General features: G+C 47.0%; 17 protein-coding genes and 2 pseudogenes. 11 read left to right on the top strand and 8 right to left on the bottom strand.

Features of this window, described 5'->3' with window-relative positions; all coding sequences use genetic code 11:
* Window positions 1–227 precede the first annotated feature (227 nt).
* Entirely contained in the window at window positions 228–824 is a 597-nt protein-coding gene (locus E6W40_RS08060) for a TetR/AcrR family transcriptional regulator (RefSeq protein WP_136605013.1), read from the top strand.
* Window positions 825–851: 27 nt separating this feature from the next.
* Here E6W40_RS08060 and E6W40_RS08055 read toward each other — a convergent pair.
* Window positions 852–2,182 (bottom strand): annotated as a pseudogene (locus E6W40_RS08055) (amino acid permease).
* 217 nt (window positions 2,183–2,399) lie between these two features.
* On the opposite strand from E6W40_RS08055, the gene E6W40_RS08050 reads away from it, so the two are divergent.
* Window positions 2,400–3,515: a VanZ family protein gene (locus E6W40_RS08050; protein ID WP_136605012.1), complete on the top strand. Its 1,116-nt coding sequence runs from the start codon at window positions 2,400–2,402 to the stop codon at window positions 3,513–3,515.
* Between the two features lie 19 nt (window positions 3,516–3,534).
* Here the strand turns inward: E6W40_RS08050 and E6W40_RS08045 are convergent, their stop codons facing one another.
* The 5 genes from E6W40_RS08045 to E6W40_RS08025 form a co-directional block, all read right to left on the bottom strand.
* Complete coding sequence (locus E6W40_RS08045) at window positions 3,535–4,752, bottom strand: ABC transporter permease (protein ID WP_136605011.1); 1,218 nt, start codon at window positions 4,750–4,752, stop codon at window positions 3,535–3,537.
* The gene (locus E6W40_RS08040) at window positions 4,749–5,396 is read right to left on the bottom strand and encodes an ABC transporter ATP-binding protein (RefSeq protein WP_136606893.1); all 648 of its coding nucleotides are present in this window, start codon (window positions 5,394–5,396) and stop codon (window positions 4,749–4,751) included. Before E6W40_RS08040 ends, E6W40_RS08045 begins: the two co-directional genes overlap by 4 nt.
* 44 nt (window positions 5,397–5,440) lie before the next feature.
* Window positions 5,441–6,994, bottom strand: a complete 1,554-nt coding sequence (locus E6W40_RS08035; RefSeq protein WP_136605010.1) for an efflux RND transporter periplasmic adaptor subunit — start codon at window positions 6,992–6,994, stop codon at window positions 5,441–5,443.
* Between the two features lie 246 nt (window positions 6,995–7,240).
* Window positions 7,241–8,119 (bottom strand): hypothetical protein, encoded by an 879-nt coding sequence (locus E6W40_RS08030; RefSeq protein ID WP_136605009.1) that lies wholly within the window; start codon window positions 8,117–8,119, stop codon window positions 7,241–7,243.
* A gap of 168 nt (window positions 8,120–8,287) precedes the next feature.
* Complete coding sequence (locus E6W40_RS08025) at window positions 8,288–9,733, bottom strand: serine hydrolase domain-containing protein (protein ID WP_136605008.1); 1,446 nt, start codon at window positions 9,731–9,733, stop codon at window positions 8,288–8,290.
* Between the two features lie 155 nt (window positions 9,734–9,888).
* On the opposite strand from E6W40_RS08025, the gene E6W40_RS08020 reads away from it, so the two are divergent.
* The 4 genes and pseudogenes from E6W40_RS08020 (at window position 9,889) to E6W40_RS08005 (ending at window position 14,321) form a co-directional block, all read left to right on the top strand.
* A complete protein-coding gene (locus E6W40_RS08020) occupies window positions 9,889–11,142 on the top strand; it encodes an ABC transporter substrate-binding protein (RefSeq protein WP_136605007.1) in 1,254 nt (417 codons plus the stop codon).
* Between the two features lie 132 nt (window positions 11,143–11,274).
* A complete protein-coding gene (locus tag E6W40_RS08015; RefSeq protein ID WP_425464939.1) occupies window positions 11,275–12,120 on the top strand; it encodes a carbohydrate ABC transporter permease in 846 nt (281 codons plus the stop codon).
* Between the two features lie 28 nt (window positions 12,121–12,148).
* On the top strand, window positions 12,149–12,970 hold the full coding sequence (locus E6W40_RS08010) for a carbohydrate ABC transporter permease (RefSeq protein WP_136605005.1): 822 nt from the start codon (window positions 12,149–12,151) through the stop codon (window positions 12,968–12,970).
* 116 nt (window positions 12,971–13,086) lie between these two features.
* Window positions 13,087–14,321: pseudogene (locus tag E6W40_RS08005) on the top strand (aminopeptidase).
* An 84-nt stretch (window positions 14,322–14,405) separates the two neighbouring features.
* Here E6W40_RS08005 and E6W40_RS08000 read toward each other — a convergent pair.
* On the bottom strand, window positions 14,406–15,173 hold the full coding sequence (locus tag E6W40_RS08000; protein ID WP_136605004.1) for an exodeoxyribonuclease III: 768 nt from the start codon (window positions 15,171–15,173) through the stop codon (window positions 14,406–14,408).
* 201 nt (window positions 15,174–15,374) lie between these two features.
* Between E6W40_RS08000 and E6W40_RS07995 the strand changes: the two genes are divergently transcribed.
* Both E6W40_RS07995 and E6W40_RS07990 read left to right on the top strand, forming a co-directional pair.
* Window positions 15,375–16,532 (top strand): MFS transporter, encoded by a 1,158-nt coding sequence (locus tag E6W40_RS07995; RefSeq protein ID WP_136605003.1) that lies wholly within the window; start codon window positions 15,375–15,377, stop codon window positions 16,530–16,532.
* A gap of 29 nt (window positions 16,533–16,561) precedes the next feature.
* Window positions 16,562–17,359 (top strand): GNAT family N-acetyltransferase, encoded by a 798-nt coding sequence (locus E6W40_RS07990; RefSeq protein WP_136605002.1) that lies wholly within the window; start codon window positions 16,562–16,564, stop codon window positions 17,357–17,359.
* Between the two features lie 171 nt (window positions 17,360–17,530).
* Here E6W40_RS07990 and E6W40_RS07985 read toward each other — a convergent pair whose 3' ends face one another.
* On the bottom strand, window positions 17,531–17,860 hold the full coding sequence (locus E6W40_RS07985) for an antibiotic biosynthesis monooxygenase (RefSeq protein ID WP_136605001.1): 330 nt from the start codon (window positions 17,858–17,860) through the stop codon (window positions 17,531–17,533).
* Window positions 17,861–18,088: 228 nt separating this feature from the next.
* Between E6W40_RS07985 and fabV the strand changes: the two genes are divergently transcribed.
* The 3 genes from fabV to E6W40_RS07970 all read left to right on the top strand — a co-directional run bounded on the left by fabV (window position 18,089) and on the right by E6W40_RS07970 (window position 22,850).
* Window positions 18,089–19,279, top strand: coding sequence for an enoyl-ACP reductase FabV (fabV, locus tag E6W40_RS07980; RefSeq protein WP_136605000.1), 1,191 nt, complete (start codon window positions 18,089–18,091; stop codon window positions 19,277–19,279).
* 270 nt (window positions 19,280–19,549) lie between these two features.
* Entirely contained in the window at window positions 19,550–20,959 is a 1,410-nt protein-coding gene (gene aspA / locus E6W40_RS07975) for an aspartate ammonia-lyase (RefSeq protein ID WP_136604999.1), read from the top strand.
* 331 nt (window positions 20,960–21,290) lie between these two features.
* Window positions 21,291–22,850, top strand: coding sequence for an IS1182 family transposase (locus tag E6W40_RS07970; RefSeq protein ID WP_136604998.1), 1,560 nt, complete (start codon window positions 21,291–21,293; stop codon window positions 22,848–22,850).
* The last annotated feature ends 351 nt before the right edge of the window (window positions 22,851–23,201 follow it).

Below are 23,201 nucleotides of genomic sequence, written 5' to 3'. Positions count from 1 at the left end.
TTCCGTCCACAATCCTAGATTACTCCCATTTAGTTGTTTATACAATTATCATAATTTGAGGTATTGTCGCCTAGGCAACAGATCATCCTAATTTGTATCCGATCTTCGAGTTATTGAACAGATTGGTGCATTTTGTTGCTATCCAATAACCCGGGCATCGATTATTCATTAACAGTCAGGTAAGATAGGTGCATAGCAATTTTGGTTAATGGAGGTACAGAGGATACATGTCAGTGGAGAAACTAGACCGCAGAGCCCGAAGAACAAGACAAGCTATTCAAGCCGCGTTTGTTGAACTGGTTTTGGAGAAAAGCTATGAATCCGTAACGATTCAGGAAGTGGCTGACAAGGCAGACTATAATCGGGGAACCTTTTATAAGCATTATGTTGGCAAGGAAGAGCTTTTGAGTGAGATACGGGAGGGTTTTCTACGGGGCATCCGTGACTCACTGCTGAGGCCGTACAAAGGTATGGAGCAGGTGGATGCAACGAAGATTTATCCATCCAGCCTGAAACTATTCGAACATATCGAAGAGCATAAAAATGAATTCAAGGCTCTCCTCTCTGTACATAAAGGCATCAGCGAGGATTTGTATAATACCTTGAGATTATCCATGCGGGAGGATATGCATATGGAGATGGAACCAAGCGATCCCCCGCTGGACTATGAATTAATGCTGAGCTACCGCTTATCTGCAACCGTGGGCGTGATCATGCACTGGGCCGAAATGGATTTCAAATATTCCGCAAACTACATGGCTGACCAGCTGTTGGCACTCGTCAACAGTAATATTGATCGAATTGTTTTCAAAAGAAAACCCTAACAACCGCTGGAATAATCGCCCTGCTCCTTATACACCGTCTGGTTTGGACCTGAATTTGGCAATGGACCAAATGATAAGCATCAGCAGAACCGCCAGACATATCCCGATGCTGAACCGGTTTTGCTGATCAAAAAGAAACAATACGGCAATGACCGCCAGACACAAAACTACGGTACCTGTTACAATTGGAGATCCCCAAACTTTGAAGGTGGGATGAACCGGGTATGCTTTTCGAAGCTTCATCTGGGAAAGAACAATACAAATCCATACCAGAAGAACGACGAATCCCGGTACCGCCATCAGCACCCGGAACAACTGCTCCTGCGCAAACATCCACAGCATAGCACCTGCCAGCAGTATGACTCCGCATAACAGCAGCGTGTTCACCGGGCTGCCCTTTCGGTTTGTTTTTGCCAACAGCTTGGGAGCCTCACCGGCAGCCGCCATGGAGAAGAGCATCCGCGATGCCCCATAGATTCCCGAGTTCGCGGCCGACAGCACAGCGGTAACCAGGATAAAATTCATAATATGGGCCGCGCTGGGCAGTCCTGTCGAGGAAAGCACTTGCACGAACGGACTGCTCTCCGGCCCCACCTGATTCCATGGAATCAATCCGCAAATAATAAGAATCGGCAGCGTAAAAAACAGAATGATTCTCAGAATAAAATTACCGACCACCTTGGGTAATATACGCTCTGCATTTTCCGTTTCGGTCAGCGTTAAACCGATAAGCTCAGAGCCGCCATAGGAAAACATGACTACAAGCAGTGCAGAGAAAACCGATGTCCAGCCATTCGGAAAGAAGCCTCCGTAGTTTGTGAAATTCTGTAAGTAAGGCGTATGCTCACTTGGAATAACACCGAATATTAAACCCATTCCAAGAACAATAAATATAATAATCATGGCGATTTTGATGCCTGCCAGCCAAAATTCGAATTCTCCGAATGTCCCCACGCTCATTAGATTGATAAGAATAATAAAGGCCGCACTGGCCGAACTTCCGCAAACCAATATTGCAAAAAGCTGCCAGCAGCTATAATCTCAATCACGCATACCGATAACCACATGAAGCAGTACATCCAGCCCATAATAAAAGAGATTTTCTGTCCGAAAGCTTCGCGGACAAAATCCTTCATGTTTCGGCCAGGATACACGGTCGCCATTTCCGCCATCGCAGCCATGACGACCAGCAGCAGCAGCCCTGCAAATATATAAGATACGATAACCCCGGGCCCCGCCAGTCCAATCGTCTCAGCACTGCCTTTAAAAATCCCTGTTCCGATCACACCGCCCATCGCCATAAAGCTGATATGTCTAGGCTTTAATTTTTTCTGCAATGATCCTTCTGCTTGTCCCATCCATATCCTCCTGGTGTAATCATCCGTGATGACTATGTATTTTTATAAATGTATTTTTTAGTATAACCTATTGTGCTTATTTGTGAATATAAAGCATGCTCGGCTGATTCAAAAATTTAAACTAAATTTAAACATGATCAAACCATGAATATGTTATGATCATACTCGGCTGTTACAAGCCAGTCATAATCCATGTTATAAGAATGGCGGTGTGATGATGCTTCATTCCTATCTGTTTCCCATTTCCTATGCCTTTATGTCTTTTCCGTTTGCGGCTCTCTTGTTTACCCTGCCGTTTTTAATCGTTCAATACCGTAAATACGGATATATTAATAAGGTCCGCGCATTTGTGCTGTACCTGTTCCTGCTCTATTTGCTTAATGCATTTTTCCTGGTCATTCTCCCGCTGCCCGCAACACGGCATAACCCTGCACTAGCATCGGGGGCCATGCAGCTGCTGCCGCTTAACTTCATCAATGATATTTTGAGGGAAACTTCCGTCATCGGAGGAGATCCTTCAACATATCTGCATCTCCTGAAGGAACGCGCATTTCTGCAGGTCATATTCAATATCCTGCTCACAGTCCCTTTTGGTATGGTACTTCGTTATTATTTCCGTACGGGCTGGGTCCGCTCGATCCTGTTTTCATTCCTGTTGTCTCTCTTTTTCGAGGTTACTCAGCTAACCGGGATCTATGGATTATACGACCACGCTTACCGTGTCTTTGACGTCGATGATTTGATTATGAACACGCTGGGCGGCGTTTGCGGGTATCTGGCAGCGGAATGGTTATCTGGTCTTCTGCCACGAATCGAAAAGCTTGATGAGGATGTAAACGTATCTACTAAAAGGGTCACATACACACGCAGAGCCATCGCTTTTCTGATTGATTCTGTAATCTGGCCGATTCTGATGGCCATGTGTTATGTACTGCATATTCCCGCTTCATTTTGGGTGGCCACAGGCATATACTTCATATTGATACCCTGGTTTACCGATGGACTCACACCCGGAAAATGGGTGGTGCGTATCCGGTTGACTAAAATGGGAGACCGAATTACATTGGCCGCATTGTTCAAGCGTTATGGATTATTGTACTGGGTATTTTTCGGTCTTAACCGCGTGCTGGCCGGCTCGCTGGATAATATTCCGGAGATCGGCAGACTTTTCCTGGGAATCATCGTTTTCTTCATGAACGCCTGGTTCTTTGTTCACCTGGTGATCCATTTGTTTAAAAAAGATCCGATGCTGTTCTACGAGAAGTTCAGCAAGACCCGCCAAGTTGTCCTGTGGAAAACCCCCTCTGAAGAAACAGAAAAAGAGCCTGCTTAGGCTCTTTTTTCTTTATAAATCATTCGTACCGCAGAGCTTCAATCGGGTCCAGCTTGGCAGCTTTTCTCGCGGGAAACACACCAAAGATAATTCCGATGCAAGCTGAGAAGCCAACGGCCAACAAAACTGAATTCATGGAGATCGCTGTCTTGATACTCATCATATTACCTACCAGTTTGGAACCTCCGAATCCGAGTAAAACGCCAATGATACCGCCCAGTATCGCCAGCGTAACCGATTCAACAAGAAACTGGGACAGGATAGTGCCTTCCTTAGCTCCGATTGCTTTACGGGTTCCGATCTCACGAGTACGCTCTGTGACCGATACCAGCATGATGTTCATTATGCCGATCCCTCCGACCAGAAGAGAAATGGCCGCCACGCCGCCCAGGAATAGCGTTAATGTCTTCGTGACGCTTTCAGCGGAAGACAGAACATCCTCCTGGCTTTGCACCTTGAAATCATCCTCGCCGTTTCCCAGCTTATGGCTTTGTCGCATCGTATATTCCATCAATGCCATGGTGCTTTGGATTGTATTTGGATTCTTGGCCTCCACCAGAATTTGCCGGATCGAATTCTTGGAGCCGCCTGCCTGGAACCTCGCCTGAACCGTGGTGATCGGAGAGATCGCCGTATCATCCAGATCTGTGGTGCCTGACGAGCCCTTGGACTTCAATACGCCTATCACTCGAAAAGGGATATTGTTGATTTTGACGATACTGCCTATTGCATCAAAACCTGCTTTTCCGAACAAATTTTCAGCCGTCGAAGCCCCCAGCACTACCACCTTAGCTTTGTCCGTCACTTCGTCCTCTGTAAAGAAACGCCCGATATCCGTCTCCCAGGACTTAATGTCTGCATAGCTTGGTGTAGTACCAATGATGCTTGTGGACGTAATATTTGCTCCATTCTTAAACGACGTACTCGCCTGCATGACTGGAGCCACATATTTCACCGTGCTGATCTTCGAGATGGGTTCCGCATCCTCAAGAGTGAGTGTTCCCTCACTGCCCCCGCCCGCTCCTGACTGTCCGGAAGAAGAAGCGGTCACCGTAATCAGATTGGATCCAAGGCTCTGGATTTGACTGGTTACCTGATTATTGGTTCCTTGCCCGATGGATATCATCGCAATGACCGTTGCCACCCCGATCATAATACCGAGCATGGTTAAAAACGAACGGAGCAGATTGGATTGCAAACTTCGAAAGGACAACTTCAGCAGTTCACCTATATTCATACAGACACACGTCCCGTATTCAGCCGGTCCGATTCGATTTTTCCATCCCGGAACCAGATGATTCGATGGGTATGTACTGCGATTTCCGGTTCATGCGTGACGATAACAATCGTATTCCCGTTGTTATTCAGCTGTTTGAAAATGCCCATAATCTCTTCCGACGACGCAGAATCCAAATTCCCTGTAGGTTCATCCGCTAAAATAATAGATGGATCATTGGACAATGCACGGGCTATGGCTACCCGCTGCTGCTGTCCTCCTGACAGCTCGTTCGGCTTATGATGCATCCGATCCTTCAGTCCCACCAGCTCAAGACAGTATTCCGCCCGTTCCCGCCGCTGCTTCTTACTTTTTCCTGCATACAGCATGGGAAGCTCCACATTTTCAATCGCGGAGGTCCGCTTCAAAAGATTGAAGTTCTGAAATACAAAACCGATTTTTTGATTACGGACCTCTGAAAGCTGCTTGGCTGTTGCGGTTCCGATAACCGTACCATCCAATGTGTACATGCCAGAACTCGGTTTATCCAGGCAACCTATCACATTCATCATGGTTGATTTTCCAGAGCCGGACGGACCCATGATGGAAACAAACTCCCGTTCCTCAATATGCAGGGTTACACCTTTTAAAGCATGAACCCTCATTTCTCCTGAAGCATAAATTTTATCTACGTTATCAAAGGTGATCACTACCGGCCACCTCCGTTACCAGTGCTGCTTTGCCGCGTGCCTGTACCCCCGGTGCGGTTAAACTGTTCCCTGCCGCCCTGCATTTGACCGCCGCTGAAGCCGCCAAAGCCGCCGAATCCACCTTGCATCATGGATGAGGAAGCTGATTTGTTCGTTGAAGTCGTGGTCATCGTAATGCTGACCTTATCGCCTTCCGATAGGCCTGACATCACCTCCGTGCTGGCTCCATCATCAAGTCCGGTCGTGATTTCCTTTTGTTCCGTTGTACCGTTATTATCAACCATCACGATTTTTCTGCCGCCAAAGGATTTGATCGCCGCATCCGGTACGCTCAGCACATCCTTCTTGCCGTCTGTGATAACCGCAATCGTTGCGCTGAGTCCCGGAATCAACTTATCCGCATTTTCCTGTCCCGGAGTAATCTCCACTGTCACCGGAAAAGTCACGAGTCCACTGCTTTGAATTTCACCAAGCACGGCTCTACTGGTCACTTTCCCTTTTAAGGTCACTCCCGTAAGTGCGTCAAAGGTGATGTTCGCTTCCTGTCCAGCCTTCACATCCGTAATGTCGGTGTCATCAATAGAAGCCGATATTTTATAGCTTCCTTCAGTGGAAAACATGGAAACCGCCGTACTATCCCCTGTCGGATATTCGCCGGCTTTGATGTTCACCGCTGAAATCATCCCATTATAAGGAGCAAAAATTTTGGCTCCTTCGATATTGGCCTTCGCATCACTCAGATTAGCCTGTGCTTGAGCGACATTGGCTTTGGCCATCGCGAGATCACTTTCCTCCGGACCTTTTTGAAGCTTGGTCAGCTGCTCGACTGCCTGATCGTAAGTCCGTTTTGCGTTATCAACCTTGCTTTGGGCCGCAGTCACAGAGGATTGCGGAGAATCTTGGCCGCCGCTTTGCTGTGACGCTGCCTGTTTATATGCATTCTGTGCATTCTCGAGAGCCACCTGTGCGAATAAAACCTGCGACTGATCCGTTCCTTGTTTGACTTCATCGAGCTTCGTTTGAGCATTCACGACAGCTGTTTTGGCCTTGTCTACCTGCTGCTGCATATAAGTGGGATTAGCCAGTTTCTTGGCTTTTGCCAGATCACTCTCCGCGCTGCTGAGATCCGATTTGGCTTTGGATACCTGGTATTTTTGATCAGCTATTGTACTAGAATCCGTTCCGTCTTCCAAGCTTTTAAGCTTCGCAGCCGCACTGTCATAGTTGGCCTGCGCGGACAAGAGCGCATTTTGAAGTGCCGTTGCATCCATCTCGGCAATCAGCTGGCCTTTTTGCACTTTATCTCCTGCATTCACATTGACCTTGGTTACTTTGGATTTTCCGCTGAAGGATAAGTTGACAGAATCTGATGCCTCCACATTACCCGAGGAGGTAACCGTTTTCGATAAATTGCCCTTTTTGACTTCGTATGTAATCGTCGCTGTTTCCGTCTTGGGCTTCGCCGAGCTTTTCTGGACAAAATAAGTCCCTCCCGCTCCTATCACAACGACGCAGCTGCAGATGATTAATACGTTCTTAGTCACCTTATTCATTCATCTTCATTCTCCCTTCCCTTGAATAAGATGATCGTACCATCCTTCATTTAAAACAAGCTGAATAGGTGCTTAATACACGCTGAAAAGTTCATTAAAGGAAAATTAAATATTTTGGCATGAATTGTTAAAAATCTGCGATTCAATCCTAATTTACAGGCAGTAAATTTGAAAAAGCCGTCTTAGGCATAGCGCCCAAAACAGCTTTTTTGGCTGTAGACTTGAAATTGCTGGAATCATCACGAGTTATTGGTTCGTAATCGTATTCAGGGTGGCGAAAGCTAGTGGTACGAAACCCTCGGCAGCTTCACCCTGCGGTATATCCACATGAAAAATGTAGCCGTTACCGTCCAGTTCCTTGGCGATATATTCATATGTCCCCGTTTTATCCTGTACCATTAAGAACAGCTTTGAACCCTTCACGGTACCTACTAAGCCGCTTTCCTTCAAACGGGTAACCTCACCATGCTTCCCGAGTTCAGCTTTACCCTTCAGCATCAAAACATCCAGATTAAAATCGGATGTCAACTTCTCTATGCGCACCTTGAAACGAGGATCTACATGCATATACAACAGATTCTTCTCCCTATCAAACGCAAACTGTTCAAACATGTACATTGCATACCCGTCTCCGCGCACCAGCTTAGCGATACGCTGCTCCTCTTCACCTTCAAGCGTGACATCAAGCTTTTTATCGTCCGGGAGCGCTTTGTCCACACTGCTATTGTCATCCGATTTCTTCGCTTCACTTTTGGTGATTCCGGTTAGAATGAGCTGTTTCAACGTGGCATCGCCTTCAATGGCTTTTTCTTCATATTTAAATTCGACTTGTTGATCGGGTTTGATTTGTTCTACGGACTGCTTCAACGCTTCGCCAAATTGAAAAGACAACGGCTTACCTTCAACGATAATCTCAACGGTGTGTGGATCCGCTAATCCGCTGAAGCTGCCTGATCCCTCTTTGATGACTGTTGTCTGTTCAGGCTTCACAGGCTCTTGACTCACAGACTTATCTTGTTCCGGGGGGCTGGATGTCTCTTTTGAATGGCTCTCACATGCTGCCAATGACAAGACTAGCAGGAGCGTCAACAGAAAAGAGCAGATTTTCACTTTGTTTTTATTCATTTTCTAAAATCCACCTCCTTCATCTTTAGACGGTGGAGCACCAAAATAGGTTTCAATCTGAAAATGGATGATTTCATATAACCAAATAACAATATACTCTAACGGAAAGAGCCCAATCGCATAGCAGCGAGTGAGCTCTTTTCTGAAATTTCTATTCAAAAGATCCTTTTACTCCATCGAAGCCCTTCCCAGAATAGGCTTGCCTTCCGTGGGACCGAAGGACACGTTGATCCCTTGTTGGATCTCTAAGGTATCCTCATCCTGATATTGTGCTTCAAGTGACAAACAGAATGGTGTTTCGATTCCTCGAATCGTGAGAAGCAGAGCCTCGGTCGTTCTCCAGGTAAAACTTCCTGCAAAATATCCATCCTGACGGTTGAAAAACTGCGATTGTCCGATTATCCAATGATGTCGGCCAAGCTTCAGCACATGTTCGCCATCCAACCCCTGCAATGTCAGGACGGCTGCATCCTCATCGAACTCAATGCTCAGGTTATCAATTTTGAGCTCGTTCTCTTCAAGCTTATAGGTTCTTCCGCTGATTTGCGATTCCCGTAATGAATCCAATGCAATCTGAGGAGGCTCCAAATGAAGCTGCTCCAGACGCTCTTTCAGTTCACCTGACCATTCGTCCGCGTCCACCGCTTCCGGGAGAAGTGCATCCAGTAGATGCTCCCACACAACATTCAAAACGCCTTGGAGATCATTGGTTCCTGATGTCATGGCTATCACAGCATCATGTTCCGGCAAGACAATACAGAATTGACCGAAGGCCCCGTCTCCACGGTAAACACCATGGCGGCAGCGCCAGAACTGGTAACCATAACCTTGAGCCCAGTCGCTGTCTCCCCCATCACCATTGGAAATCTGCTTGCTTGTGGCTTCATCTATCCACTGCTCTTCAATTAGGCGTTGTCCTTGCCACATTCCCTTTTGCAAATACAATTGTCCGAACTTCGCAATGTCCTCCGTTGTGATGTTCAGGCCGAAGCCTCCTGTATGTATGCCGCGCGGACAGGTTTCCCAGGTTGGATGCTGAATGCCAAGTGGCTCAAACAAACGATTATGCAAAAATTGCAATAGATTTTGCCCGGATGCCTTTTGTAAAATTGCTGATAGCATATAGGTAGCACCCGTATTATAAAGAAAATGAGTGCCGGGTTCATGGTCGACAGGCAGACTCAGAAAAGCCTTGACCCAGTTGCCGTCCACTGCCTCATGGAGAGCATCCATCGTATCTGTGTCATGGCCGGTGCCCATCATGAGTAGATGGCGAATTTGCATGGCAGCGAGATGATGAGACACTTCCTCAGGCAGATCTTCCGGGAAGAAAGAAATGACCTGATCATCCAGCGTCAAAATCCCTTCATGCACAGCCATGCCGATCGCGGTCGACGTGAAGCTCTTGCTGAGCGAAAACAGCATGTGCGGAAGCTCCGGTGCGTACGGACTCCACCAGCCTTCCACAGCCACATTTCCATGCCGCAGAAACATAAAGCTGTGTAGTTCAATGTTATGCGCTTTCAAACCATCCAGAAACCCGATAACGTTTTTCGAAGAAATCCCCAATTCTTCAGGGGATTTTCTCGGCAGAGATACATCTGTATTCTGCATACATCCACTCTCCCTTAGTTTTAAAGTGGCTTTGCTGAGAAATTAACGGCGTTTCAAATAAAAAAAAAGCGATTAATAATTACCATTATACATAATTTAGGAAGTGTGGATAGGATTTTAGTCAACCTGCTGAAACAAGAATGGAGGCAAAGTGGATGGGAAAAACCCGCGTGTACATCTTCTGGCTGTTGATTGTCGTGTTCATGGTAAGTGGATGCTCCAGCAATTCATCAAACCCAAATCAGAAAACGCTTACATTATGGTACTGGAATCGCGGTCTTGATGACAAGCTCATTCAGGCCGTGCAAAAACAATTTCCAGATGTACGGATCAATGCCCAAAAGATCGGCGGTGATTTCAAATCCAAGCTCAAGACGACCTTGGCTGCAGGCAGCAGCGGCCCCGATATCGTAGCCTTTAACGACTGGGTTACCGAGCTGTTCCCGAGTGCAGACCGCTTTTATGATCTTTACGAGCTTGGCGCGAAGGATATCGAGCCGGATTATCTGGACTGGAAATGGCAGTTTGGTGTAACCCCGGAAGGCAAAATGATCGCTATGCCCATTGATACGGGCCCTACCGCTTTATTTTACCGTGAAGATCTGTTCAGTCAGGCCGGACTCCCTACGGATCCTGAAGAAGTCCATAAACAAATGGGCACCTGGGAGGATTATTTCAAGGCAGGTGAAAAGCTGCAGCAGTCACTTGGAAACAAGGTGAAGCTGACCGATAATATCGGCGGCATCTATACGCAAATCAACGCCCAGTCAGACAAAATTTATTTTGATAAAAAAGACGATTTCATAGGCGAAAATTCAGATTCATCGATGAAAAAAGCATGGGATTTAGCGGTGCAGGCTTCACAGATGGGGTTGATCGCTAACGCTAACTCTTTCACGTCCGAATGGAATGCCGCGATGAATAACGGAAAAATCGCCTCCTTCGTTGGTGCTGTATGGTGCAAGCAAATCCTGATGGATGCAGCACCTGATACAGCCGGCAAATGGCGGGTAGCCAGGGCTCCCGGCGGTGATGGTAATAATGGCGGCTCCTTCCTCGCGATTATGAAAACAAGCAAATATCCCAAGGAATCTTTCGAAGTCATGAAATGGCTGATGAATCCCGAGAATCAGGTCACAGCCTTTAAAGATATCAACCTCTTTCCGTCTGCTACCCAAGCGCTGGATGCACCGGTTATGAAAGAGAAGGAAGACTTTTTCGGCGGTCAAAGCACGGGAGAGATTTTCACCGAATCTGCCCGGAATGTTAAACCAGCGTACTTTGGAAGCAAATATGCAAATTTGAACGGGATTGTAACCCGTGAGCTGCAATCTGTATCCCTGGGCAAGGATCCAAATACAGCTTGGGATGCCGCTCTGAAACGATTAAAAAAAGAACTGCTTCGTTAAGAATTACACCAACCGGGGAGGTTGAAATGTATGGGAGAACCGCTACGCCAACCACTGGAGCCGCGCACGCCATATCCTGCCACTACCAAACGCAAGCTGTCTTCGGAAATATGGAAGCACCGCAAAGAATATATGGCAATCTCGCCATTCTATCTTCTGTTTGCCGTGTTCGGCCTATTTCCGATTCTCTTTTCCATGTACCTGTCCTTTCAAAGATGGGATGGAATCGGTGTAATGACCTTCAATGGAGTGAATAACTACCGGTTTATGCTGACCGATCCGGAGTTTTGGAAGGCCGTGGGCAACACACTGCTCATCTGGATCTATTCCACGATTCCGATGCTCTTCTCGGCACTTGTTGTAGCTTTTCTGCTCAATGCTTCCTTCGTAAAATTCCGTACCTTTTTCCGGATAGGTTATTTTCTGCCGAACGTCACCTCACTTGTCGCCGTATCCATCGTGTTCAGTACTGTCTTTTCCAATAATTACGGACTTTTGAATTACATCTTCACTTTGATTGGTCTCGATCCGGTCGAGTGGCTGAATCATACCTGGGGCATCCAATTGGCTGTTTCCTTTATGGTAATCTGGCGCTGGGTTGGATATAATGCCGTCATCTATCTTGCAGGTCTGCAGAGCATTCCGTCCGTACTTTATGAGGCAGCTAAAATTGACGGCGCGTCGGGTATCCAGTCATTTTTCCGCATCACGCTTCCCAATCTTCGTCCCATCATACTCTTTACCGTCATTACATCCACCATTGGCGGCATGCAGATATTCACTGAACCGCAAGTTCTTGTCGGCAACGACGGGGGAGTCAACGGCGGGGGATTAACCATCGTCCTCTATTTGTACCGCGAAGCCTTCATCAATAACTATTTCGGTTATGGATCGGCTGTCGGCTGGGGGATGTTCGTTCTGATTGCCCTCTTCTCCTTATTCAACTGGAAAATGGTTCAGGGAAAAGGAACGATGTAATGTTCAATACATACCGGGAGGGATTTGTATGGTACGGAGCAAAAACGTTTTACTATACGTGGGACTGATCGCGGGTCTCATTGTATCCGTCTTTCCTTTTTATTGGCTTGCCGTCATGGCAACCCGCACCACGCCTGAAATTTACAGCCTTCCGCCAAAATTATGGTTTGGAACACATTTGTTCGATAATATTTCACGGGTGTTCGAGAGCATCAACTTTTTCCGGACCCTGTTCAATACGTTGTTTGTTGCCTCTGCAATTACGATTCTGGTGTTGTTTTTTGATTCGCTGGCAGGCTACACTTTCGCCAAATTTACATTTCCCGGCAAAAAGTGGCTTTTCGTTCTTCTTCTGGCTACCATGATGGCACCCGCCCAGCTCTCCCTGGTTCCTTCCTTTGTCATTATGGCCAAATTCGGCTGGGTGGGATCGTTCAAGGCGCTGATTATACCCGGCATGGCAAACGCATTCGGCATATTTTGGATCAGGCAGTACGCTGAAGAATCCGTTCCGTCCGAACTGCTGGACGCCGGCAAAATGGATGGCTGCGGATTTTTCCGGCTGTACTGGAATATTTCGCTGCCAATCCTGAGACCTGCTTTATCCTTCCTTGGAGCATTTACATTTATCGGGGCATGGAATGACTATCTGTGGCCGCTGATTATACTCAATGATGAACGGAAATTCACGCTGCAGGTTGCCCTCGCTTCACTGAATGGCATTTATACAACGGATTATGCACTCGTGATTGCAGGCACGCTGTTGGCTGTGATCCCGCTCATTATTATGTTTCTGTTTGTCAGCAAGCAGTTCATTTCAGACATCGCTGCTGGTGCGATTAAAAGCTGATATGTTGTTCCCGGCAAATCCAAAAGCACCGATTTTCATTTCAGGTTATAATTGAATAGAAAATCAGGTTCTATATTCTTCAAGAGATTTCAAAAGAAACCGGAGGACAAATCGCAATGACAGATTTCAATCACATGATAGAAAAATACGCTGAACTGGTTATTAAAGTAGGCGTGAACATCCAACCGGGGCAGGTACTGCTTGTACAATCGCCATTGGAAACTGCAGATTTCACGCGCCATGTCGTATCTAAAGCCTATGAAGCCGGTGCCAAATTCGTACAGGTCGATTGGGATGATGAAAAAATAACGCGAATCCGCTATGAAAAGGCTCCTGACGACTCATTTGGATACTATCCAAAATGGCAAGCGGACACCATGGAACAGTTAGCTGAAGGCGGCGGTGCGGTATTACATATCAAAGTGCCGGATCCGGAGCTTTTCCGAGGTATTGATTCTTCAAAAGTATCCACTGCGGTCAAGGCTGCTGCTGTCGCCCGCGAGAAGTATCAATCTTATGTACGCAGCAATAAAGTGACTTGGTCACTTATCAAAGCCCCGACGAAAGCCTGGGCAGACAAGGTATTTGCTGATCTTCCCGAAGAGCAGCGGGTTTCGGCTATGTGGGAGGCTGTCTTTCAGATGAACCGGGTAACCGAGGATAATGATCCGGTCGCCGCATGGCAGGATCATATTCATACGCTCAAGCAGAAGCAGGAGTTCATGAAAACAACAAACGATACAAGGCTTTGCACTACCGTGCTCCTGGAACCGATCTCCATGTCGAAATGCCGGAAGGCTATCTATGGCTTGGAGGCGGTGATCATAATGAAGAAGGCAACTACTTTGTCGCTAACATGCCAACGGAGGAAATCTACACGATGCCGCATCGCAGCGGTGTGAATGGTACCGTTACGAGCACGCTTCCTCTTAATCTGAATGGACGGCTGGTGGAAGGAATCAAGCTGACATTCAAAGAAGGTAAAGTCATTGAATATGATGCAGCCTCCGGACGCGAGCATTTGACTTCGCTGCTTGAGACGGATGAAGGAGCATCGTATCTCGGTGAAATGGCCCTCGTGCCTTTTGACTCGCCAATTTCCAAAATGAAGCGGGTATTCTACAATACAGGTATCGACGAGAATGCTTCCTGTCACTTTGCCCTCGGCAGTTCCTATCCGGTAAATATCGAAGGTGGAACCAAGCTTAGCAAGGCAGACCTGCTGGCACGCGGTGCCAACGTCAGCCTGACCCATGTCGACTTCATGGTTGGCTCCCCGGAGCTAGAGATCGACGGTGAACTGCCGGATGGCACCATCGAACCGGTATTCCGGAATGGGGTCTGGGCTTAATTGATCTGATATACCAGAATGACAAAGGACTGTTCCTCCAGCAAATGGCTGTGAGAGCAGTCCTTTTTATCGCTTGCTTCACAATCAAACCAGCTTATCTTCATCCAGTTCCAAAATTACCGGACAGTGGTCACTACCCATCGTCTGCGAGTCAATCCGGGAATCAGTTAGTGCAGGCACGAGCCGCTGCGAAACAAGAAAATAATCGATACGCCATCCGACATTCCGTTCTCTTACCTTCGGCATAAACGACCACCAGCTAAATGCATCATTCCGCTCCGGATAGAAATGTCTGAATGAGTCCACAAATCCCGCACCCAGAAGCTCCGTCATTTTACCGCGCTCCTCATGGGTGAATCCGGAGTTACCTACATTAGACTTCCAGTTCTTCAAGTCAATTTCCTGATGGGCCACGTTCAGATCACCGCAAATAATCACCGGCTTCTTGGCATCCAGCTGCGTGACATAGCTGCGAAAGCGTTCTTCCCATTCCATTCTGAGTTCCAGCCGCGACAGATCTCTTCTGGCATTGGGAGTATAGACATTCACCAGATAAAATGGATCAAATTCCAGTGTGACCAGACGGCCTTCCGCTTCCTCATTTTCTTCCATTCCATAGTAGACCGAAAGAGGCTTCAATCTGGTAAATACCGCTGTGCCGGAATATCCTTTTTTCTGTGCATAGTTCCAATACTGGGTATATTCCTCGCCATAATCCAGGCAAATTTGCCCTTCTTGAAGCTTCGTCTCCTGCACGCAAAATATATCTGCATCCATTTCTTTGAAATAATCGTTAAATCCTTTATTCACGCAGGCTCTAAGGCCGTTCACATTCCAAGATACCAATTTCATTGTTTTGATCTCCTTGCCTTTAAGTTTCTATGAATTTCTTTTCATAGTGTACCATAAAAGGACATCTCAATTTCAACGGCCATGATCCGCAGAAAATAGTTGAGCTTTGTCTTTCCTCTGCACACCATAGCATCCGTTCGTATGGTAAAATAGCAAGGCTGCTGTTTTCATTCATCTTGAAGAGAAGGATATGAACAATCAATGAGATCTTCTGTAACCGTAAAATCTTTTAATTTTCTTTTCTTTGCGCTCCTCTCGATGTTCATCCCGTTCCTGCCGCTTTATTTCAGCGAACAGGGTCTGAACGAGACGCAAATCGGCACGATCATCGGGATCGGCGGTTTTATTACCCTGATTGCCCAGCCACTATGGGGTATGATCAGTGACCGGACGCGGACGATCCGCAAAGTACTCATCATTCTTGTCATATGTACTACCGTTACCGGTTATTTGTTGTACAGCACAAGCAACTATGCCTTGATTATCGTGTTTGTCATGCTGACGTATTTCTTCCTGATGCCAGTCGATCCGTTGACGGAAAGCCTGAACTTCCGTGTAGCGGAATCCGCCGGAATCAGCTACGGCTCACTTCGGACTTTCGGTGCTTTGGGTTATGCGGTCATGTCTCTGCTCGCAGGGTATCTGATGACAAATTATGGCGCGCACAGTCTGGGATACACCTTTGCCGGGCTTGGCATTATCAGCCTAATTGTGACATTTTTGATGCCTGATGCGCCGGTCTCGGGCAAGCCGGTAACCATGAACAGCCTGAAGAGCTTCCTGCGCAACAAAGAAACGCTGCTGTTTCTCGTCCTGGTCTTTATCAGCTCCGTTCCTGCCAGAATGAACGATACGTATCTGGGCTTGTATATTAAAGACTTGGGAGGCAAGCCGGATCTCCTGGGACTGGCATGGTTTCTGGCCGCGGGAAGCGAGATTCTGGTCTTTTCCTTAAGCTTCTGGTGGCTTCGTAAAAATAAGGAGCTCGCGATCATATCCATTGCCGGCGCGTTCTACTTTATCCGCTTTTTCATTTCCGCGTGGATAACCGATCCGGACTGGATGGCATATATCCAGCTTCTGCAGATTATGACGTTCCCGGTGTTCTACACAGCCGCGATCCAGTATCTGTACAGCATCGTCCCGGTGGAATGGAGAGCCACTGGACAAACCGTACTCGCATTGCTGTTCTTCGGTGTTTCCGGTATTTTGGCTTCCTTCGCCGGGGGTGCACTATACCAAGCCTTTGGGGGTAAAACGATGTATCTGACCATTTCCGTTATGTCGTTTATCGGAATGCTCTTCGGATTTGTCTTATATCGCGTGTATGGAAGGAAGAAATCGGGGGAGGTAGCTTAACCTTCATACCACCAGGGGGTGTTTACGTTATGGATCTATTCCAAGAGATTCTGGAGCTAGACGCGGCTTATCTCGAAACAATTTCGACCCGCATTCAAAGATCATGGGGATCCCTGTTCTTCAATGAACAGCAGGCTAATTACTATGATGCAAATCATGCCCATATCCATGAAGCATGCGAACATCCGCAGCAAATCATCGATGAGGTCGTTTCCTTTTATAAATCCCGAGGGATCGTACCCAGATTCTATATCTATAACCTGGAGCTGCAGACGGAACTTATCCGCACGCTCACGGACAACCTTTTTCGGCAGGAGGAACTGATCAGTCCCGTGCAGCTATGGAACAGGCAGTTGTCCGAGATGCCACTGGGTGCGGGAAATACCATTGAGACTGTGACACAAGCGAATGTTCAGGATGCACTGGATATCGAATGCGGCATCAAGGAGTTCGGCGGCAGAGAAGTCGTCGAAAAGACGTTCATGACGCAGTTTAACCATCCCTCCTTCACCCATTATCTGCTGAGAAGCGATGGAATTCCCGCTTCAACGGTATGCTTGATGAGACATCGCGATCAGGCCAGAATAGAAAGCGTGGCAACACGGGAAGCCTATCGCGGAAAAGGATTGGTTGGTGAACTCATCCGATTTATCCAGAAAGAAGCTATGGATCGTGGATACCAGAAGCTGTGGGTCTTTCCGATCAATGAATCTGTAGAAAAGATCTATCAAAAATACGGTTTTCAGACCATAGACCGGCTGAGAACTGTACATGCTTTTACCAGTGGCAGAAGTATTCGTGAAATTCACGGGAATGAATCTGAATAATATGAACGGCGTTAACCGGATTAGCTTTTGATCCCATTGTAACGGCGTTTACTGAATGAGAGTTAGTGCATATTGCCCCAGTAGTGAGCCAGAAAAACCCCATGCACAAGTGAGATGCGATGATCTCAATGCTCATGCCTGGGGTTCTTCATTCCTCATTAATAAGAGAAGTTAATTTGAAAAGGCTTTCCCTTGAGTAACACTTTGGACTTCATACATACTTACCTTCGTGCTGATCATATATGCTGGAGGCTCTTGTCCTTTTTTCTCGCGATGCCCCTGCAAATGCGCGTCGCTCTTCTCCCAGTTCTTCCAGGCATCACGTGATTCCCAGCGGATCATAACCACAACTTCTTCTTCTTCCTTGCTGAGCTTGGAGACCATAACCGTTTTATCGATTAACCCTTCCATACTGTTCAGGGGACTCTCCTTGCTAAATCTTGCTACTACTTGATCGGCGTTTCCTGTCACGACCACTATTTTTCGAAGCTGAATAAACATTCCAAGCCGCCTCCTTCTATATGTATGATGTGAGCAATCAGTTCACTTGATCCTTTTCATTTTAAATGATAATGATTATCAATGTCAAATATACAGGTGATGGCCATGTTTTTTTCAAGAACACTTCTCAGCAGGTTTGTCGTTTCTCAAAAAATTGATACAATAGAAAGGAGTATTTCTTTTAGTCTCATGATGTATTCTTTTATTGGAAGAGAGGAAATGTAAAATATGATTATTAAACCGAGAACACGCGGATTCATCTGCACCACTTCGCATCCTGCAGGCTGCGCTGCACAGGTTCAGGAGCAAATTGACTATGTGCAATCCAAGCCTGAGATTCAGGGTCCGAAAAACGTGCTGGTCATCGGCGCCTCCACAGGATATGGACTTGCAGCAAGAATTACTGCGGCTTTCGGAGCGCATGCCAACACCGTTGGCGTATATCGCCCAAGCAGCGGCTCTGAAAAACGTACAGCATCAGCTGGTTGGTACAATTCTGCGGCGTTTGAACTCGCTGCTCAGGAAGCTGGCCTTAAATCCTTCAGCGTTACAGGTGATGCATTCTCCAAGGAAACAAAGGAAAAAACCATCACACTGATTAAAGAAGAACTCGGCAAGGTAGATCTGGTCATCTATAGCGTAGCTTCCGCCCGCAAAACCGATGCCGAAACTGGCGAAGTGTATAACTCTGTTCTAAAGCCTATTGGGAATTCATACACGAATAAAACGGTCAATTTTCATACAGGCGAAGTTACCGAGATCACGCTGGAGCCAGCTACAGAAAAAGAAATCCAAGACACGGTTGCCGTTATGGGTGGAGATGACTGGGAAGACTGGATCCAAGCACTGCGCGGTGCAGAGGTTCTCTCGGAAAATGTTACGACCCTCTCTTATTCTTACATAGGATCTGAAATCACCCAGGCGATATACCGTGAAGGTTCTATTGGCCGGGCAAAGGATCATCTTGAAGCAACCGCTCTGAAAATGAACGAGCTGTTGAAGTCCACCGGCGGACGGGCTTATGTTGTCGTAAGCAAAGGATTAGTGACGCAATCCAGCTCTGCCATACCAGTCGTGCCACTTTACATTTCTTCACTCTATAAAATCATGAAGGAAAAAGGCATTCACGAAGGCTGCATCGAGCAAACCTACCGTTTGTTCACTGAACGTCTGTACACTGGAGGAGAAACTCCTGTAGACGAGTCTGGACGGATCCGCATTGATGATTGGGAGCTCCGTGATGACGTGCAGGCTGAAGTGGTTAAGCTATGGGACAGCGTTACATCAGACAATATCTATGAACTGACAGATCTTGAAGGATACCGGCGCGAGTTCTTCCAGCTCTTCGGTTTTGAGACCGAGGGTGTGGATTACGAAGCCGACCTGAATCCGGATGTAAAGGTTACTAACTCTATTTAATAACTACAGCCAGAGAGGTTCTCCGCTTCCGCGGAGGCCTCTTTTTGCATATTAAATCCCTTTGCTCAGGGTACTCTTTTACATGGTTAATCGCTCTCAACGGTACAACTGTATTTCACCTGTGGACATTACCGCCTTTTTTTCATTCTCTAATGACATAGGACTAGCAGTTCCTATTATTAACCCGTATAATGGTAGCGGGTCCGATATAATAAAGCGTTCTCATCTGACTCTTAATTTCCAGTTCACAAAACTCGGAGGAATGTATTCATGAGATTAGAAAAAGACTTTCTCGGCACCAAAGAAGTACCCGCAGAAGCTTACTACGGAATTCAAACGATGCGTGCAGCGGAAAATTTCCCGATTACCGGTCAAAGGATTCATCCAGAACTGATCCGGGCCATGGCCATGGTTAAAAAGGGCGCCGCCATCGCTAATATGGAGATTAAACGGCTGCTCCCCTCCAAAGGCGATGCGATCGTGCAAGCCGCCGATGAGATCATCAATGGTAAATGGCTGGATCAATTCATTGTCGATCCGATCCAAGGCGGTGCAGGCACGTCTATTAATATGAACACCAATGAAGTGATTGCGAACCGTGCCCTCGAGCTGATTGGCAAAGAAAAAGGAAGTTACGCCGATATCAGCCCGAATAATCATGTCAATATGGCACAATCGACGAATGATTCTTTCCCGTCGGCGGTTCACCTGGCTACACTAACGATGATCGAAAAGCTGCTCGCAACCATGATTGAACTGCGTCAAGCTTTCCAAGATAAAGCCGAAGAATTTGATTCTGTGATTAAAATGGGACGTACTCATCTTCAGGATGCCGTTCCCATCCGATTAGGCCAAGAATTTCAAGCGTATGCGCGTGTGCTGGATCGAGATATTCAGCGTCTTCGTGCGACCAAAAACAACCTGCTTCACATTAATATGGGGGCTACAGCCGTCGGAACAGGACTTAATGCAGACATCCGGTATATCGAGCATGTAGCTGAAGTCCTGGCTGATCTTAGCGGCTTCCCAATCAAGCCGGCAGATCATCTTGTGGACGCGACGCAAAATACAGACGCCTATACCGAAGTATCCGCCGTACTGAAGATCTGCATGATGAATATGTCCAAGGTCGCCAACGATATCCGTCTTATGGCATCTGGTCCGAGAGCAGGACTTGGCGAGCTGACGCTGCCATCAAGACAACCCGGCTCTTCTATTATGCCGGGTAAAGTCAATCCGGTAATGTGTGAGGTTATTAACCAGATCGCGTTCCAGGTCATAGGAAATGACAACACGATCTGCCTGGCTTCTGAGGCGGGACAGCTGGAGCTGAATGTCATGGAGCCTGTGCTCGTGTATAACTTGCTGCAATCTCTTGAGATTATGAATAACGGCTTCCGTGTATTCCGTGAGCATTGTATAGTAGGTATTCAGGCTAATGTTGAACGCTGCCGGGAATACGTTGAGAACAGTGTCGGCATCATTACTGCGCTTAATCCGCATCTCGGCTACGAAGTCGTTTCACGCATTGCCCGTGAAGCCATTACTACCGGCAAACCCGTGCGCGAGTTATGCCTTCTGTACAATGTATTGACCGAAGAAGAACTTAACCTCATTCTAGATCCTTATCAAATGACTAACCCGGGTATTGCCGGAGAAGAGCTCCTGAATAAGGAATAAGATTTTGAGCGAGTTAGGGGCTGTCCCAAAAGCCATGAAATGGCTGCTTGGGACAGCCTTGTCTTTTACGTAGGATATACTTAGACTTTTTGGGTGGACGCTGCGCGAACGGACCATTGTTCCAATCGCTGTGCTCTCCGGATTTTTTTTCATTCCCCTTAGCGGTGAAAATCCGGAGATCAAGGCGAACGCTGCCGCTTTTCCACAATCCGTCCGTCCTCTCCGCTGTTTATGCGGGGAATGGATCTTCAATCTTTAAAAAAACACAAAAAAGAAACCTTTCTTTTGGTAAAATGGAAGTGTGACCAACCATTTCAAAGGAGAGGTTTCTTTGTACATTCAATATACCATGGACCAACTTTGTTTGCCAATGGATCTGGAAGAAGATATTCCAGAAAACCACCTCGTTCGTGTCGTGAATGCTGCCGTCAATCGATTGGACGACGCCATTTTTGACGCTGCCTATCCCGGCGGCGGCCGTGACAGTTACCATCCCAAAATGCTCACCAAAGTCATCATCTACGCCTACACACAGCGCATCTATTCCTCAAGACAAATCGCCAAAGCCATCCGGGAACACATCCCCTTTATGTGGCTAGCCGGACGGCAACGTCCGGATTTCCGCACGCTTAACCGCTTCCGTTCTGAGCGGATGAAAGACGTCCTCGAAACCGTGTTCTCCGCCGTACTTCAATTTCTTGCAGATGAAAAGTACATCTCCTTGGAACATTATTTCGTAGATGGTACCAAGATTGAGGCCAATGCCAATCGTTACACCTTCGTCTGGGGTAAAGCGGTCAGCAAACACAAGACCAAACTGCAAGAGAAGGTACATGCACTTTTCTCCACCATCGAAGCCGCAGAGCATCAGGAAGAGCGCGAGCATCACGGCAAAGACCTGACCGAACTCGGTGAGGCTTCCGAGTTAGATAGCAGCAAGCTCGAACAAGTCACGCAGCAACTGGAAGCTCAGCTGCTGAAACATCCCAAGGATAACCCCTTAAAGAAAGCCGTTCGGAAGCTTCGGAAGGACTTGCTTCCAAGACTTGTGAAGTACGAACATTACCAAAAGTTGCTTGGAAATCGAAACAGCTTCAGCAAAACCGATACGGACGCCACCTTCATGCGGATGAAAGAAGACCACATGCGAAATGGACAGTTAAAACCGGGATACAATGTGCAGATTGGCACGGAAAATCAGTTCATTTTAGCCTACAGTGTCCACCAAAGACCCACGGATACCCGTTGTTTAGAGCCTCATCTGGAAATAGCACGGCGGATCTTGGGGCAACATCCACAGACAATCATTGCAGATGCAGGCTATGGAAGTGAAGAGAACTATGCCTATCTGGAAAAGGAAGAGATCACAGCAGTCGTTAAATACGGCAGTTACCATAAAGAAAAGAGCAAAGCGTGGAAAGCAGATGTGAGTAAAATCGAGAATTGGACGTACAACGCAGCCGAGGATAACTGGACGTGCCCCGCCGCGCAAACACTGCATTTCCACAGAGAAAGCAAGGAAACACTAGAAAGTGGATATGAGATTCGCAGGCGTCATTACCGAAGTCAAAGCTGTGAAGGCTGCCCGCTGAAAGATCGGTGCACAAAAGCAGCAGGGAACCGGGAAGTAGCGGTAAGTCTGGAAAGGCTGCGATACCAAAGTCAGGCCCGGGACCTCCTCCGAAGTGAGGAAGGCTATGCCCTGGCCGTACGGCGAATGATTGAGCCGGAGAGTGTGTTTGGCCAACTGAAAAACAACCGGGGCTTCCGGCGGTTTCTGCTTCGCGGCATGAAGAAAGTGACGCTGGAGGTCGGATGGCTTTCGCTTGCCCATAATATGCTGAAGCAAGCCGGAGTAGAGCAAAAACGCAAAGGAGCGATTCTCCAATAACGGGAGAATTGCTCCTTTTTTTGGATCCCAAAATAAAACGGAGCTGTCTCTGTCGTGGGAAATCCACTTATGAGACAGCGCCTTTTTCTTGTTTAATGTTCAAAAAACAAATTGATACACTTGATTTTTTGCTATTTTCGTTATGGACTCCCTTTTTCGAAATGTAAACACGTGGTTATGATGATTGCAGGGATCAGTATCTGGGTGCATTTTTTATTTACTATTATGAATTTTTCATATGGTGTATTTTTAAAACAATTCGATTGGTTGCTCCCTCTCAACTTTGAAATTATCCGTAAGCAGGAAGCTGATTTTCAAATGGACTATCGTTGGACTGCGTTATTGTACCGG

Origin of the sequence: Paenibacillus dokdonensis, assembly GCF_004916975.1 — a bacterium.
GTDB classification, from domain to species: domain Bacteria; phylum Bacillota; class Bacilli; order Paenibacillales; family Paenibacillaceae; genus Paenibacillus_AQ; species Paenibacillus_AQ dokdonensis.
The sequence above is the reverse complement of the archived record's forward strand: the minus strand, read 5'-3'. Positions and strand labels throughout refer to the sequence as shown.

Coding starts and splice junctions, on each gene's coding strand:
- E6W40_RS08060 (WP_136605013.1), top strand. CDS start 228: ATGTCAGTGGAGAAACTAGACCGCAGAGCCCGAAGAACAAGACAAGCT.
- E6W40_RS08050 (WP_136605012.1), top strand. CDS start 2,400: ATGCTTCATTCCTATCTGTTTCCCATTTCCTATGCCTTTATGTCTTTT.
- E6W40_RS08045 (WP_136605011.1), bottom strand. CDS start 4,752: ATGAATATAGGTGAACTGCTGAAGTTGTCCTTTCGAAGTTTGCAATCC.
- E6W40_RS08040 (WP_136606893.1), bottom strand. CDS start 5,396: ATGAGGGTTCATGCTTTAAAAGGTGTAACCCTGCATATTGAGGAACGG.
- E6W40_RS08035 (WP_136605010.1), bottom strand. CDS start 6,994: ATGAATAAGGTGACTAAGAACGTATTAATCATCTGCAGCTGCGTCGTT.
- E6W40_RS08030 (WP_136605009.1), bottom strand. CDS start 8,119: ATGAATAAAAACAAAGTGAAAATCTGCTCTTTTCTGTTGACGCTCCTG.
- E6W40_RS08025 (WP_136605008.1), bottom strand. CDS start 9,733: ATGCAGAATACAGATGTATCTCTGCCGAGAAAATCCCCTGAAGAATTG.
- E6W40_RS08020 (WP_136605007.1), top strand. CDS start 9,889: ATGGGAAAAACCCGCGTGTACATCTTCTGGCTGTTGATTGTCGTGTTC.
- E6W40_RS08015 (WP_425464939.1), top strand. CDS start 11,275: ATGGCAATCTCGCCATTCTATCTTCTGTTTGCCGTGTTCGGCCTATTT.
- E6W40_RS08010 (WP_136605005.1), top strand. CDS start 12,149: ATGGTACGGAGCAAAAACGTTTTACTATACGTGGGACTGATCGCGGGT.
- E6W40_RS08000 (WP_136605004.1), bottom strand. CDS start 15,173: ATGAAATTGGTATCTTGGAATGTGAACGGCCTTAGAGCCTGCGTGAAT.
- E6W40_RS07995 (WP_136605003.1), top strand. CDS start 15,375: ATGAGATCTTCTGTAACCGTAAAATCTTTTAATTTTCTTTTCTTTGCG.
- E6W40_RS07990 (WP_136605002.1), top strand. CDS start 16,562: ATGGATCTATTCCAAGAGATTCTGGAGCTAGACGCGGCTTATCTCGAA.
- E6W40_RS07985 (WP_136605001.1), bottom strand. CDS start 17,860: ATGTTTATTCAGCTTCGAAAAATAGTGGTCGTGACAGGAAACGCCGAT.
- fabV (WP_136605000.1), top strand. CDS start 18,089: ATGATTATTAAACCGAGAACACGCGGATTCATCTGCACCACTTCGCAT.
- aspA (WP_136604999.1), top strand. CDS start 19,550: ATGAGATTAGAAAAAGACTTTCTCGGCACCAAAGAAGTACCCGCAGAA.